General features: G+C 29.0%; 14 protein-coding genes. 13 read left to right on the forward strand and 1 reads right to left on the reverse strand.

Going from position 1 to position 13,098, the window contains the following annotated elements:
• Positions 1-61: 61 nt before the first annotated feature.
• Complete coding sequence (locus B3630_RS13520; RefSeq protein WP_346899014.1) at positions 62-910, reverse strand: patatin family protein; 849 nt, start codon at positions 908-910, stop codon at positions 62-64.
• 339 nt (positions 911-1,249) lie between these two features.
• On the opposite strand from B3630_RS13520, the gene B3630_RS13525 reads away from it, so the two are divergent.
• From B3630_RS13525 to B3630_RS13585, 13 genes are all read left to right on the forward strand, one after another.
• Positions 1,250-1,699 carry a DUF523 domain-containing protein gene (locus B3630_RS13525; protein ID WP_346899016.1) on the forward strand — a complete coding sequence of 150 codons (450 nt, stop codon included), beginning with the start codon at positions 1,250-1,252 and terminating at the stop codon, positions 1,697-1,699.
• Positions 1,700-1,721: 22 nt separating this feature from the next.
• Entirely contained in the window at positions 1,722-2,615 is an 894-nt protein-coding gene (locus tag B3630_RS13530) for an SPL family radical SAM protein (RefSeq protein ID WP_346899018.1), read from the forward strand.
• 134 nt (positions 2,616-2,749) lie between these two features.
• Positions 2,750-2,944 carry a hypothetical protein gene (locus B3630_RS13535; RefSeq protein WP_346899020.1) on the forward strand — a complete coding sequence of 65 codons (195 nt, stop codon included), beginning with the start codon at positions 2,750-2,752 and terminating at the stop codon, positions 2,942-2,944.
• Positions 2,945-2,975: 31 nt separating this feature from the next.
• Positions 2,976-3,587 (forward strand): class I SAM-dependent methyltransferase, encoded by a 612-nt coding sequence (locus tag B3630_RS13540; RefSeq protein WP_346899022.1) that lies wholly within the window; start codon positions 2,976-2,978, stop codon positions 3,585-3,587.
• A gap of 194 nt (positions 3,588-3,781) precedes the next feature.
• Complete coding sequence (locus B3630_RS13545; protein WP_346899024.1) at positions 3,782-4,411, forward strand: TetR/AcrR family transcriptional regulator; 630 nt, start codon at positions 3,782-3,784, stop codon at positions 4,409-4,411.
• Positions 4,408-5,646 carry a cation:proton antiporter gene (locus B3630_RS13550; protein ID WP_346899026.1) on the forward strand — a complete coding sequence of 413 codons (1,239 nt, stop codon included), beginning with the start codon at positions 4,408-4,410 and terminating at the stop codon, positions 5,644-5,646. Before B3630_RS13545 ends, B3630_RS13550 begins: the two co-directional genes overlap by 4 nt.
• Before the next feature lie 385 nt (positions 5,647-6,031).
• Complete coding sequence (locus B3630_RS13555) at positions 6,032-7,009, forward strand: D-2-hydroxyacid dehydrogenase (RefSeq protein ID WP_346899028.1); 978 nt, start codon at positions 6,032-6,034, stop codon at positions 7,007-7,009.
• Positions 7,010-7,071: 62 nt separating this feature from the next.
• Positions 7,072-8,268, forward strand: a complete 1,197-nt coding sequence (locus tag B3630_RS13560; protein WP_346899030.1) for an alanyl-tRNA editing protein — start codon at positions 7,072-7,074, stop codon at positions 8,266-8,268.
• 95 nt (positions 8,269-8,363) lie between these two features.
• Positions 8,364-8,873 carry a L,D-transpeptidase gene (locus B3630_RS13565; protein WP_414633015.1) on the forward strand — a complete coding sequence of 170 codons (510 nt, stop codon included), beginning with the start codon at positions 8,364-8,366 and terminating at the stop codon, positions 8,871-8,873.
• Positions 8,874-9,081: 208 nt separating this feature from the next.
• Positions 9,082-9,795 carry an ABC transporter ATP-binding protein gene (locus B3630_RS13570; protein WP_346899032.1) on the forward strand — a complete coding sequence of 238 codons (714 nt, stop codon included), beginning with the start codon at positions 9,082-9,084 and terminating at the stop codon, positions 9,793-9,795.
• Positions 9,788-11,434, forward strand: coding sequence for an ABC transporter permease (locus tag B3630_RS13575; protein ID WP_346899034.1), 1,647 nt, complete (start codon positions 9,788-9,790; stop codon positions 11,432-11,434). Before B3630_RS13570 ends, B3630_RS13575 begins: the two co-directional genes overlap by 8 nt.
• A 15-nt stretch (positions 11,435-11,449) precedes the next feature.
• A complete protein-coding gene (locus tag B3630_RS13580) occupies positions 11,450-11,836 on the forward strand; it encodes a GntR family transcriptional regulator (RefSeq protein WP_346899036.1) in 387 nt (128 codons plus the stop codon).
• A gap of 1 nt (position 11,837) precedes the next feature.
• Positions 11,838-12,968, forward strand: coding sequence for a DUF5808 domain-containing protein (locus B3630_RS13585; protein ID WP_346899038.1), 1,131 nt, complete (start codon positions 11,838-11,840; stop codon positions 12,966-12,968).
• Positions 12,969-13,098: the final 130 nt, after the last annotated feature.

Below are 13,098 nucleotides of genomic sequence, written 5' to 3' on the forward strand. Positions count from 1 at the left end.
TATTTATATAGTTTCATAGGTTTATAGGTAAATATTTAAATAGTTTTATTCATAAATATTTTTATGAAATGCTAAAGAATTTTTTTATTTCATCAATTCTTTTTAAAGCTATATTATATCCGTGGTTATAGGCATGTTTAATTTTATTAAGATCTTTTTCAAAGCTATCTATACCATCTTCTGCAGTAGGTCTTAAAATTATAGCTTTGCCATCTCTTTCAAGTTGTTCACAATACTTAACTCTATCATTGTAAAGCTCATGACGTGTAAGAAGAGGCTTTACTAAATTAGGATATTTCTTTTTTAAAACTTTAGCAGCAAAAATATTGCCTTTACCTAATTCCTTTACATATCCCTTAGGTCTAGTTAAAATAATTAGATGTTTTTCATTTCCATCTTCCATGGCTTTTAATACAGGAATAGGATCACAGATGCCTCCATCAAAATATTCATTATCATTAATTATAGCTGGAGGGAAGAAAAGAGGTATAGCGCAACTAGCTCTTAGCATATTGCATTTTTCATCTAAATCTTTACCATTTAAATATTCGGTAACTCCAGTTTTAGCATTAGTTACACCAATTAAAATTTTACCTTCATAGCTTTTAAAGGTATCCATATCAAAGGGATAAATCTTATTAGGTAACTCATCAAAAGCAAAATCTAAACCAAATAAGCTTTTACATTTAAAAAAGTTTCTAAAGCCTATATATCTTTTATCATGTCTATGGTTAATTAGAATGTCATAGTTTCTTTTCTTTTGTTTTGATATATATGAAAAGCCGTTGGTAATACCTGCTGAAACACCAATGCAATAAGGAAACATAATATCATTATCTAAAAGAGCATCCATTATACCAGCACTAAAAATAGGTCTAAAGGTTCCACCTTCAAGAATTAAACTACTCATGATGTCAACTCCTTAAAATTAAATTTGTTAGTTTGTTGTCTTACATAATTAAATTTAAATATTATTTTAATTACGATTCTTTAAAATAAACTCCATATTTTATTATACATATATCTCCATAGAAAGTTAAGATATATTAATTTAAAAATAAGCTATGATATAATTATATCTATAAATTACTATTAGGTATAATAAGTAGGTTGAAAGTATGAAGAAATATATCTTAGTGATCTAATAAAAATAGAAGAAAGTAAACTTAAGACTATAACAAAACAATCTGGTGTAAGAGTTTGGGTATTGTAGTATAAGTTACAGATAAAAAATAAAGGAGGACTATATATGTATTTAGTAAGTTCATGTTTAGCAGGAATTAATTGTAGATATAATGGAAGTAATAGTGAGAATAAATATGTAGCTGAATTAGTAAAAGTAGGAAAAGCTATAGCGATATGTCCAGAACAATTAGCTGGTTTGCCTACTCCAAGGGCGTGTTGTGAGATTTTTATAGATGAAAATTCTAATAAAAGAGTAATTAGTAAGGACGGTGTAGATTTAACTAAAAGTTTTTTTAAGGGAGCTGAGAAAACCTTAGGAATTATTAAAGCTGCTGGTATAAAGAAGGCAATACTACAGTCTAGAAGTCCTTCATGTGGCTATGGTATGGTATATGATGGGAAATTTTCTGGAAAGCTAATAGAAGGTAATGGAGTGGTAGCAGAATTATTAATGAAAAATGAAATTGAAGTCTATACAGAGAATGACCTAGATAAATTGAATTTAAATAATTAATATTTAAGCTGGGGTGATTAGCATGGAATATATATCTGCAAAAAAATTAATATCTCAATATATACCTAATAATTCATGGTTTGATATCAATTATAATATGAATATCTATAAAGGATGTTGTCATGGATGTATTTATTGTGACTCCAGAAGTGAATGTTATCAAATAGAAGATTTTGATAGAGTTAGAGCAAAAGAAAAAGCTGTAGAAGCTATAGGAAAAGAACTTAAAGGGAAAAGGAAAAAGGGTGTAATAGGAACAGGAGCTATGAGTGATCCATATAATCCCTTTGAAAAACAATGTGAGCTAACAAGAGAAGCATTGAAGGAGATTAATAGAAATAACTTTGGAGTTTCCATTGCCACAAAGAGTCCTTTAATTACTAGAGATATTGATATATTAAAGGAGATTTCAACGCATTCTCCTGTGTTAATAAAAATAACTATAACTACCTTTGATGATGAGCTATGTAAAAGGGTAGAACCTAATGTAGCACCTAGCAGCGAAAGATTTAAGGCTATAAAACAGCTTAGTGATAGTGGGATATATACAGGAATATTGCTTATGCCAATTCTTCCTTTTATTAATGATTCAGAAGATAATATAAGAAATATAGTTAGAGAAGCTCATAATTCAGGAGCTAAATTTATATTTGCTTATGGAATGGGGCTTACCCTTAGAGGAAATCAAAGGGCCTATTACTATGAACAATTAAGTAGACTATTTCAAAAGGAGAACTTAGTTATAAAATATATTCATACCTATGGTGATAAATATGAATGTGAATCTTTTAATTCAAAGAAGCTTTGGAAGATCTTCACTGAAGAATGTAACAAATATGGAATTATATACGAAATGAAGGATATAATCAAGGGTTATAGAAAGAATTATGAAGAGGAACAGCTGAGCTTATTTTAAGACTATTAAGATAGATTATTAACTTTACCTTACTTAATCTATGTTTAAATATATGATAAAATATATACAGAATTTAATTAAAAGGGGGAACAGTTTTGCCTTATATATGTTAAGACAAAATCTATATAATTAAAATGAAGGATATTAAATCAATAGTCTATTGGATAATAGGATTTTTACTTGCGGATGGCTTCAGGTATCTACTTAGGGATGTAGATATTCCAGAGATTTTTAAATGGGCATTAGGAATAGTTATAATTCTTGGAGGCTATATTTTTATAGATAAACTATTAAAAAAAAGATATAAGAAAAGAAGAAGTATAAGTTAAAGGGAGAAATTTATTTTAAGGGGATGAAGATATGCATTTTGATGAGGAGTCTCAAAAATGGGATACAAAATATAGGGTTCAAAGAGCAAAGAAAATTAGTACTGAAATAGAAAACTATTTGGATAAAGATAAAATTTTAAAAGCCTTAGAATTTGGATGTGGTACAGGGCTTATATCAGAAAATTTAACTCATAGATTTTCTGATATATTGATGATGGATTTATCTGAAGGAATGATAGAACAGTTAAAATTTAAAATAGAAAAAAACAAAATAAAAAATATGAAAACTTGGTGTGGGGATTTATTTCATTTTAACGATAATGAAAAATTTGATGTGATTTATACATCTATGGTTTTTCACCATGTAGAAGATCTACCAAAGGTAACAAAGAAATTACATGAGCTACTTAATAAGGATGGAAAGTTAGTAGTTGTAGATTTGTGTCCTGATGATGGTGGATTCCATGATGAATTACATGGATTTAATGGACATAACGGGTTTGAAATTGGAGAGATGGAAACATTGCTAAAGAAAGCAGGGTTTCAAGTTGTAAGTTCAAGGGTATTTTATTCAGGCATAAAAGAAAATGAAAGTAAAGGTCAGCCATATCAACTGTTTAGTATGTGTGGTATAAAAAATTAAATATGTAATTATGAGAGCATTCTTAAGAAAGGATGCTCTTTTTATATTTATAAACAAAAATTAAGTAAATTTATATTTAAGATTTAAATTGTTATAAAAATTATTAATTAAATTATTTATATTATTGACCGTGTGGTTTGTTTTTGATAATATATAATAGACCACATGGTCAATATTTATATTTGGAGGATATTATGAATCAAAAAGAGAAAAGTCAAATAAGTAAAGATAAAATATTAAATGCTGCCATAGCGGAGTTTGGAACAAAGACATATGAAAATGCTTCGCTGAACAATATATGCAACGATAACAAAATTTCAAAGGGACTTATCTATCACTATTTTAAAAATAAAGATGAGTTATTTTTAAAATGTGTTAAGGTTTGTTTTGATGAGCTTGTAGATTATCTTAGCAAAGAAGAATTTGACCGATTGGATTTTCAGAAGTACATGCAAAATTATTTTGATTTAAGGTATCGTTTTTTTAAGGAGAATATTTATTACAGTCATATATTCTTTCATGCAATTTTACAACCACCTGTACATTTGAAAGAACAAATCAAAGACTTAAGAGGTGATTTTGACACACTTAATATACGTCACTACCGTATGGCGTTAAGCAATGTAGCACTACGAGATAATATTACAAAAGAAGAAGCAATGGAATACTTCTTTGTTTTTCAAGAAATGTTCAATGGTTATTTTCAAAGTAAAGCTTATGAAAATCTAGACTTTAATTCACTAATAGAAATGCACGAACTGAAACTGTCAAAAATACTGAATATTATGCTTTATGGTATTTCAAAGGAGGAGGAGAAGCAATGATATTATTAATTCTAAGGTTTTTAATGGCAATTGCTATTGCCTTTATTGTAGGAAAGCTTGTTTCAAAGATTAAGTTACCAGCTATTCTAGGATGGTTACTTACAGGCATGATACTTGGACCAAATGCATTTGGAGTTGTAAATGATGCAGTTTTAAATGCTCATTGGTATGAACCAATTATGCATATTTTAGAATGCGTAGTGGGACTTTTAATAGGCACGGAGCTTGTTTGGAAAAAAATTAAAAAGTCGGGCAAGCAAATTATCATAACAACATTAACCCAATCATTAGGAACATTTTTTGTTGTGAGTTTGGTATTTGGGGTTGTATTTTATTTTGTAGGATTTCCTATTTATCTTGCATTTATATTTGGAGGTATTGCTCTTGCAACTGCACCAGCACCAGCACTTTCTATTGTACGTGAGTTTAAAACAGACGGACCTGTAACTAAAACATTAATTCCTATGGCAGCCCTTGATGATATGGTAGGAGTAATTGTGTTTTTTTCAACTATATCTATTATCTCTGCCAATCTATCTGAACAAAAACTACCGGCTTATATGATATTACTTGTAATTTTATTACCAATTATTATTGGGAATGTTGTAGGATTTCTTGCAGGAGTTGTACTGAAAAGAGAACGTTCACCAAAAGTAACAGTATTGTTACTGAGTGCAACCATACTAATATCAGCAGGCGTTGGTTTTATATTTAATGATTTAGTTTTACCAAAGCCTGTACTTAACTTTATGCTTATTGGTATGGCTTTCTCAGCAACGTTTTCTAATATTATTTCAGAAGAACGTCTAGAGCAAATTATGAACTCATTTAATCCTATTCTTGGTATTTCTATGATTGTAGTTATCTTAAATCTGGGAACACCACTTGACTATCATCTAATTTTAGGTGCTGGACTATTTACTGCAATTTATATCATTTCAAGAGCTGTAGGAAAATGTGGTGGAGCATTCATTGGAGCTGCTATAACAGATTCACCAGAAACTGTGAAAAAATATTTAGGCCTCACATTGCTTCCTCATTCAGGTGTATCTCTTGTATTTACAGGTATAGCGGTTTCTGTTCTATCAGGATCAGTACCAGAATACGCTAAGGTCATCCAAGGAACAATTGCGGCAGCAGCGGTTATTAACGAGGTTATCGCAGTTATAGCATCCAAAAAGGCTTTTGAGTGGGCAGGAGAATTTAATAAAAAAGAGGAAATTAGTAATGAATGAGATAATATATATAGAAATCAAAAAAAGATGATTATGAAACCATTAAATAAATCAAGCCACTTAATATGAAGAAATTCAATTTGAGTGGCTTTTGTAATAGGGATTTTAATTATTATAACAATATTAGATTGTTATAATAAATCCACCAGTAATAAAAGTTATTTTTATAAATAAAGTTTTAGGAGAAGTTACATTTATAACTGAAACATAAAAGAATATTGTGGTAAAATACAACTAGAAGTCTTAAAGGAAATATTAAAAGATAAATTTCAATTTTTTGTGCTAAGGGTGTAGGGTATGCGGTACCTTGGTATGAAGTTAAGGAATATATTTATTGTCTTAAATAAGTATTATTAGAAAATTAATATATTAGGAGTGATTAATTATGGAAAAAGAAATTAATGTAGTTGTATTAATGCCTATGGACGATAGACATAAAATTGATTTAATGTCAGTGGCACCTGGATATAACTTTATATTTACTTCAGCTAAAGAGATAAATAGGGAGAGTCTTGAAGATGCCCACATAATTATAGGTAATCCTCCATTAGATATGGTTAAAGGATGTAAAAACTTAAAGTGGTTACAACTTGATAGTGCAGGAGCGGATTTCTTTGTAAAAGAAGGAGTGCTTCCAAGGGGTGTAAAACTAACTAATTCAACTGGAGCCTATGGACTCGCTATATCAGAACATATGATAGGTGTGTTACTTTCTATATATAAAAAGTTATACCTTTATAGGGAAAATCAGAATAATAATATTTGGAAGAATGAGGGTGAAGTTAAATCTATTTATGGATGCACTGCTTTAGTTATTGGACTTGGTGATATTGGAGGAGACTTTGCCAAGCGAATAAAAGCTCTAGGTGGATACACTATAGGAGTAAGAAGAAGTGATACTAATAAACCTGAATATTTAGATGAATTATATCTTATGGATAAGATTGATGAGCTATTACCTAAAGCAGATGTAGTAGCATTAAGTTTACCAGAAACTAAGGAAACCTATAAATTATTCTCTAAAGAAAAAATTTCTAAGATGAAAGGAGGTTCTGTGCTTATAAATGTAGGTAGAGGTACAGCTATAGATACAGAAGCACTTTGTGATGCTTTAGAAAGTGGGAAACTTTTAGGAGCAGCTTTAGATGTGACAGACCCTGAGCCATTGCCAAAGGATCATAGAGTTTGGGGAATAAAAAATGCAATAATTACACCTCATGTTTCAGGAAATTATAATCTAAAGGAAACTCACCATCGTATAGTTAAAATTGCTGTTAATAATTTAGAACGATTTATAAAGGGAGAGGAACTCAGGAATGTAGTTAACTTATCTACAGGATATAGAGATTTAAAGACAAAGTAATTTTATAAATTAAGGCTAAAGCTAGAACTTTAGTTATACATTGATTAAAGGAGAGAAATACAATGGAGAAGCTTTATTATAAAGATCAATATATTAAAGAATTTGTAGCTGAATTAGAGAAGGTAGAAGACAAGGACGGGAAGTTTCATGTGGTTTTAGATAAAACAGCTTTTTTCCCAGGAGGTGGAGGTCAATTTTGTGATCTAGGCTTTATAGAAAATGAACCAGTAATAGATGTATATGAGGAAGAAGGTATTATATATCATGTTCTTAATAAAAAACCTATAAAGCTTCATAAATTAAAGTGTTCTATAGATTGGGAAAGAAGAAGAGATGGTATGGACCAACACCTTGGTCAGCACGTTTTATCAGGATGTTTTTATAAGATATTTAATGCAAACACAGTAGGTTTTCATATGGGAAAAGAAATATGTACTGTAGATATAGAAGGAATATTAGAGGAAGAAAAGATAAGAGAATCTGAGAAAGCTGCAAATCTAATTATAGGAGATAATCTTCAAGTAGAGTTTTTAGTTCCAGATAAAAAAGAGCTAAAGAAGATGGGCTTAAGAAGAGCATTACCTAATACTAATGAAGAAATAAGAGTTGTTAAGATCGCAGATTTAGATATTAATGCTTGTTGTGGAGTGCATCCAAAGTCAACTTTAGAACTTAGAATGATTAAAGTAAGAAGATGGGAAAAACATAAGGGAGCTACAAGGATAGAATATGTAGCAGGAAAAAGAGCTGTGGAAGATTCATTTAAAAAAGATAGATTTACTACAAGTGTATGTAGATATTTAAATGCAAGTGAAGAGGAAGCTATTAATGGAATAAAAAACATGAATGAAAATCTTAAAGTTGCTCTAGATAAAAATAGAAAATTAAGTGAAGAAGTGGCTGCTTATGAAGTGAAAGACATGGTGAAGCAAGGTGAGAAAGTAGGTAATGTAACTATAGTTAAAAAAGTTTATGATAATGAAGATACTAAGTACGTAAATAAGGTAACTTCAAAAATTATTGATAATAGCAACACCATAGCGTTAATGGCAATTAAAAATGGAGAAAGAGCAAATCTCATCTTTGCAGCATCAAAGGATTTTAAAGGAATATCTATGAATGACCTTTTAAAAGATGCGATTACCTTAATTGATGGTAAAGGTGGCGGAAGTAGTTATCAAGCTCAGGGTGGCGGAAAGAATAATAACAATCTAGAGGGAGCTCTAGATTACGCTATAAATAAAATTAAAGGTAAATAGTATAAAACGTGATTTAGAATCAATTCTAAATCACGTTAACATTTTGTAATTAAGTACATAATATATACTTATACAAATATTATAGCGGAGTAATTATGAAATATATAATAGATGCATTAAGGTCAGTTAAGAGTAAATTAAATTCTATGGATATGAGAAAGAAGCGTGCATATAGGAGTGACTACAATACAAAAGCTACGGAACAAGTAAATTCAAAAGCATTGAAAAGTGATACTGAATACTTAATATATGTGGAACTTAATAAATTTAGGACTAATATATTTAAAAAAAATGGTAATCGATGGTCATTAGTAAAGAGTTATAAGTGTTCAATAGGAAAGCCATCCACACCGACTATAAAAGGGATCTTTAAAGTTGGTATAAAAGGTCCATATTTTGGAGTTGAGCATGGGTATAAGTGCTATTATTATACACAAATCAAAGGGAATTATCTATTCCATTCCATAATATATAACTTAAATGGAACGGTGAGAGATGGAAGATTAGGTATGAGAATTTCTGATGGATGTGTAAGGCTTGCAAAGGAAAATGCGAAATGGATATATGATAATGTTCCAAAGGGAAGTACTATTTATATAGAATAGATGAATTTGAAGGGTTTTTACAAATAAGATAAATCTTGAATAAATGCTAAGCATTTTATAAAGGTTAAGAAATTATTTTGTAAAAACCCTTTTTGTTTTGAAGAACTATTAAAAATAGGATATAAAAAATTCTATTATTCACTTGAAGGTTTGTTATATCTGTTATATTATATATATAACAGATATAACAAATAAGGTGGTATGTAAAATGTTAAAGATAAATAATTTTTCAAAGTCTTATAGTGGTGGTAAAAAAGCAGTAGATAGTTTATCACTTGAAGTGAAAGGTGGGGAAATCTTTGGTTTTATTGGTCATAATGGTGCAGGAAAAACTACTACCATTAAAGCAGTAGTAGGAATTTTAGATTTTGAAGAAGGAGAGATTTTAATAAATAGTAATTCAATAAAGACAAGCGCACTAGAATGTAAGAAGGATATAGCATATATTCCTGATAATCCAGATTTATATGATTCCTTAACAGGCATTCAATATTTAAATTTTATTGGAGATATTTTTAAGGTGTCAAAAGAAGAAAGAGAAACACTTATAAAGAAGTATAGTGAAGCCTTTGAACTTACAAAATCTCTAGGAGACTTAATTTCATCCTACTCTCATGGAATGAAACAAAAATTAGCTATTATATCAGCACTTATTCATAAGCCTAAATTATTAATTCTAGATGAACCCTTTGTTGGACTAGATCCTAAGGCATCACATATTTTAAAAGAATTCATGAGGGAATTATGTAATGAAGGAGGAGCTATCTTTTTCTCTACCCATGTACTAGAAGTTGCTGAAAAATTATGTGATAAGATAGCTATCATTAAGGGTGGAAAGATAGTAGCTTCAGGAGACACCAATAAAGTTAAAGGCGATGGTAGTCTAGAAGAAATATTTATGGAGTTGATTGACAATGAGTAATTTAAAAATTCTATTAAAAAATAGCATTATGAATACATGGGGAATAAATAAATTCTTAAAGGAAGAATCAAGGAGTGAAAAAATAAAAAACATGTCTATATTTTTTGCAATACTAATAGGTATATTTTCTATAGGTTTATTAATTGTAATGTATTCCTTGGCTATAGTAGAGCAATTAGGACAGTATGGATTTTTAAGCCTTATTTTGATGACTGCAATGATTCTTAGTACTATGTTTTCATTTTTTACTTCTGTATACAAAGCTCAGGGAGTTCTTTTCTCATCAAGGGATTTTGAAACCTTAATGAGCTTACCAATAAAGCCGAGTATAATCTTAGCTAGTAAGATGATTGAATTATTATTATTGAATTATTTATTTGTAGCATTAGTAACAATTCCACCGTCTATAGTTTATTTTATGAAATCAGGTACAAGTATAATATTTTTTATTTATTTATCCGTAGGAATAATTTTCATTCCACTTATACCTATAGTTATGGCAGCTATTATAGCTTTTGCTCTTAGCTATGTATCTTCAAGAATGAAGAGAAAAACTTTAATTTTAAATATAGGGACCTTGATAGTTGTGGTTGTAGTAATGATAGGTTCGTTTAAAATGGATAAAATCATAAATATAGTTATAGCAAACAGTACATCTATAATGCAAGGGATAAAAACTATTTATCCGCCTTCTTATTACTTTACTGATGCTTTAGCTAATTTAAGCTTATTATCTATGACTAAGTTTATTTTATGGTCTATAATTCCTTTTATAGTATTTTTAATAATCTTTGCTAGAAGCTTTAAGTCAATAAATTTAAGACTGGGAGAAACTTTTAAAAGATCTAATTATAAATTAACATCTTTAAAAACAAATACTATAAGGGGAGCCTTAATAAAGAAAGAATTTAAGAGATATTTTTCATCTTCTGTATATGTTACAAACACAATAATAGGCATGATCTTAGTAACTGTAGCTGCTGTAGCATCTCTAGTTATGGGAGGAGATTTTCTCATAAATCAGATGGCGCAATCTAGTGATTCAGATCTTCAGTTACTAGCACCACTATTAAAACAGGTAATGCAATTTGCACCACTTATAATATTATCCTTTGGTGTAGGATTAACATGTACTACAGGTTCTGCTATATCAATTGAGGGAAGAAATTTATGGATTTTAAAATCATCACCATTAGAAGTTAAAGACATATTCATTTGTAAGATAGGAGTTAATATTTTTTTACTAATACCAACTATAGTAGTGGATTCAATTATGTTTGCCATAGCCTTTAAGTTAACTCCAATAAATTTTATGTGGACTATAGTAATTCCTACTTTACTAGCTATTTTAGTATCAGTAGGGGGCCTGCTAATTAATTTATATTTTCCTAAGTTAGACTGGACTTCAGAAGTACAAGTAGTAAAGCAAAGTTTAAGTTCTATAATAAGTATTCTTATGGGAGGAGTACTTGTAGGTGTAATGATTTTTATAACTATTGGAATTAATAAGGTATTTGCAATTACAAATATAAATTTATATTTAGGGGTTATAGCATTACTACTAGTACTTTTGATATTATTAGTATATACAATATTGAAAACTAAGGGAGAAGAGTTGTTTAATAAACTAAGGAGTTAAATAGGAGATGAGATTTTGATTTTAAAAATAGATTTTGACTCAGAGATACCTATATATGTCCAGATAAAGAATCAGGTAGTTGAAGGTATAGCGAGAGGCGAACTAGAAGAAGGAGAAGAACTTCCATCTGTTAGAGGGTTAGCTGATGATATTGGAGTGAATATGCATACAGTTAATAAAGCATATTCACTTTTAAAGGATGATGGTTATATTAAAATAGATAGAAGAAAGGGAGCTTTTATTTCTCTTAGCTTAAAGGGTTCTAACGAGGAGTTTAAGGAGAACTTAAATTACGAGTTAGAGTATTATATGGCTGAGTGCTTTAATCGAGGTATAAGTAAAGAAGATATAAAGAGCTATATTGACGCTATTTTTAGTGGATTTAAGAAGGAGGATAGCTAATATGGATAAATGGTTATTCTTGGCGTTCATGAATTTTATGCTATTATTTATATTTTTAATTAGTTTTTTTGTGAATAGAACATCTAATAGTGGCATTTTCTTTGGAGTTAGATTTCCTAAGGAATATCAAGAAGAAAAGGAACTGAAAGATATAGAAAAATCATATAGAATAGTTATTTCTATTATATTTTTTATTATGCTTTTAGGAGTAAATAGTTTATTCTTTAATTTGGATAACTATAGTGAAAATACTTTAGGAATTATAATGTCAATAATTATTATAGGTAGTTTAGTAATAAGCTCTTTAGTATATATCCCATATTATAAGAAGGTTAAATGCTTAAAGAAAGATAGAAATTGGACTTATACTAAAAGAAATGTGGTAGTAGTAGAGACTACTTTAAGAAAGCCTAAAAAGGATGAAAAAATAAAACCTATAGATTCAAAATGGTTTTTATTATTATTTATCTTTCCTTTAATAAGTATTCTAATAACTATGTATAAATATGATGTATTACCTGAGGTGATGGAGATTCCTTATACTAGTTTTGGGGAGTTTAAAAAAGAGACTTTAAGGGGGCATTTTATAGTATATCAATTTCCTATTGTTCAAATTTTCTTGACTGCATTACTATATGGAATAAATAAAGTAATCATCAATTCTAAGGTGGATTTAAATAGTGGAAGTATTGAGAAGGCCATTATTAGAAAGAAAAAGTTTAAAAAAATAGGGTCAATACTAATGATGGTAATGATACTCCAAATGCTTATTATGTTTTCTTTAATTCAAGCATCTATATTATTTAACTTTGATCCTATGATAATTAACTATGTATTTATGATAATTTTCATGATAACTATGATTATATTTATCATTGTTTTTATCAAAGTAGGTCAAGGTGGAAGAAATATTGAAACAAAAGATGAAAAAGATGAGTTATATAAAGATGATGATGATAAATGGATACTAGGAAGCATTTATTATAATAAAAATGATCCAGCTTGGATGGTAGAGAAAAGATTGGGTGTAGGTTGGACAGTAAACTTTGCTCATCCAAAGTCTTGGATAGCTGTGGGAGGACTTATATTATTTATAATAGGTAGTATAGTCATGTCTATATTACTTAAGTAAAATAATATGAAACAATATCATAATAAAAATTAATCTTTACAAATTAAAATATAATTTAGATATTTACTGAAAACAGAGTTAATATTAAAGGAGTTACTAAAACAGCAATTTAAACATTAAAGTGCTTTAG

Source organism: Clostridium sp. UBA7503, assembly GCF_002477055.1.
Lineage (GTDB): Bacteria > Bacillota > Clostridia > Clostridiales > Clostridiaceae > Clostridium_J > Clostridium_J sulfidigenes.

Bases quoted from the DNA above. Each gene is read 5' to 3' on its own strand.
- B3630_RS13520 (WP_346899014.1), bottom strand. From the start codon at position 910: ATGAGTAGTTTAATTCTTGAAGGTGGAACCTTTAGACCTATTTTTAGT.
- B3630_RS13525 (WP_346899016.1), top strand. From the start codon at position 1,250: ATGTATTTAGTAAGTTCATGTTTAGCAGGAATTAATTGTAGATATAAT.
- B3630_RS13530 (WP_346899018.1), top strand. From the start codon at position 1,722: ATGGAATATATATCTGCAAAAAAATTAATATCTCAATATATACCTAAT.
- B3630_RS13535 (WP_346899020.1), top strand. From the start codon at position 2,750: ATGAAGGATATTAAATCAATAGTCTATTGGATAATAGGATTTTTACTT.
- B3630_RS13540 (WP_346899022.1), top strand. From the start codon at position 2,976: ATGCATTTTGATGAGGAGTCTCAAAAATGGGATACAAAATATAGGGTT.
- B3630_RS13545 (WP_346899024.1), top strand. From the start codon at position 3,782: ATGAATCAAAAAGAGAAAAGTCAAATAAGTAAAGATAAAATATTAAAT.
- B3630_RS13550 (WP_346899026.1), top strand. From the start codon at position 4,408: ATGATATTATTAATTCTAAGGTTTTTAATGGCAATTGCTATTGCCTTT.
- B3630_RS13555 (WP_346899028.1), top strand. From the start codon at position 6,032: ATGGAAAAAGAAATTAATGTAGTTGTATTAATGCCTATGGACGATAGA.
- B3630_RS13560 (WP_346899030.1), top strand. From the start codon at position 7,072: ATGGAGAAGCTTTATTATAAAGATCAATATATTAAAGAATTTGTAGCT.
- B3630_RS13565 (WP_414633015.1), top strand. From the start codon at position 8,364: ATGAAATATATAATAGATGCATTAAGGTCAGTTAAGAGTAAATTAAAT.
- B3630_RS13570 (WP_346899032.1), top strand. From the start codon at position 9,082: ATGTTAAAGATAAATAATTTTTCAAAGTCTTATAGTGGTGGTAAAAAA.
- B3630_RS13575 (WP_346899034.1), top strand. From the start codon at position 9,788: ATGAGTAATTTAAAAATTCTATTAAAAAATAGCATTATGAATACATGG.
- B3630_RS13585 (WP_346899038.1), top strand. From the start codon at position 11,838: ATGGATAAATGGTTATTCTTGGCGTTCATGAATTTTATGCTATTATTT.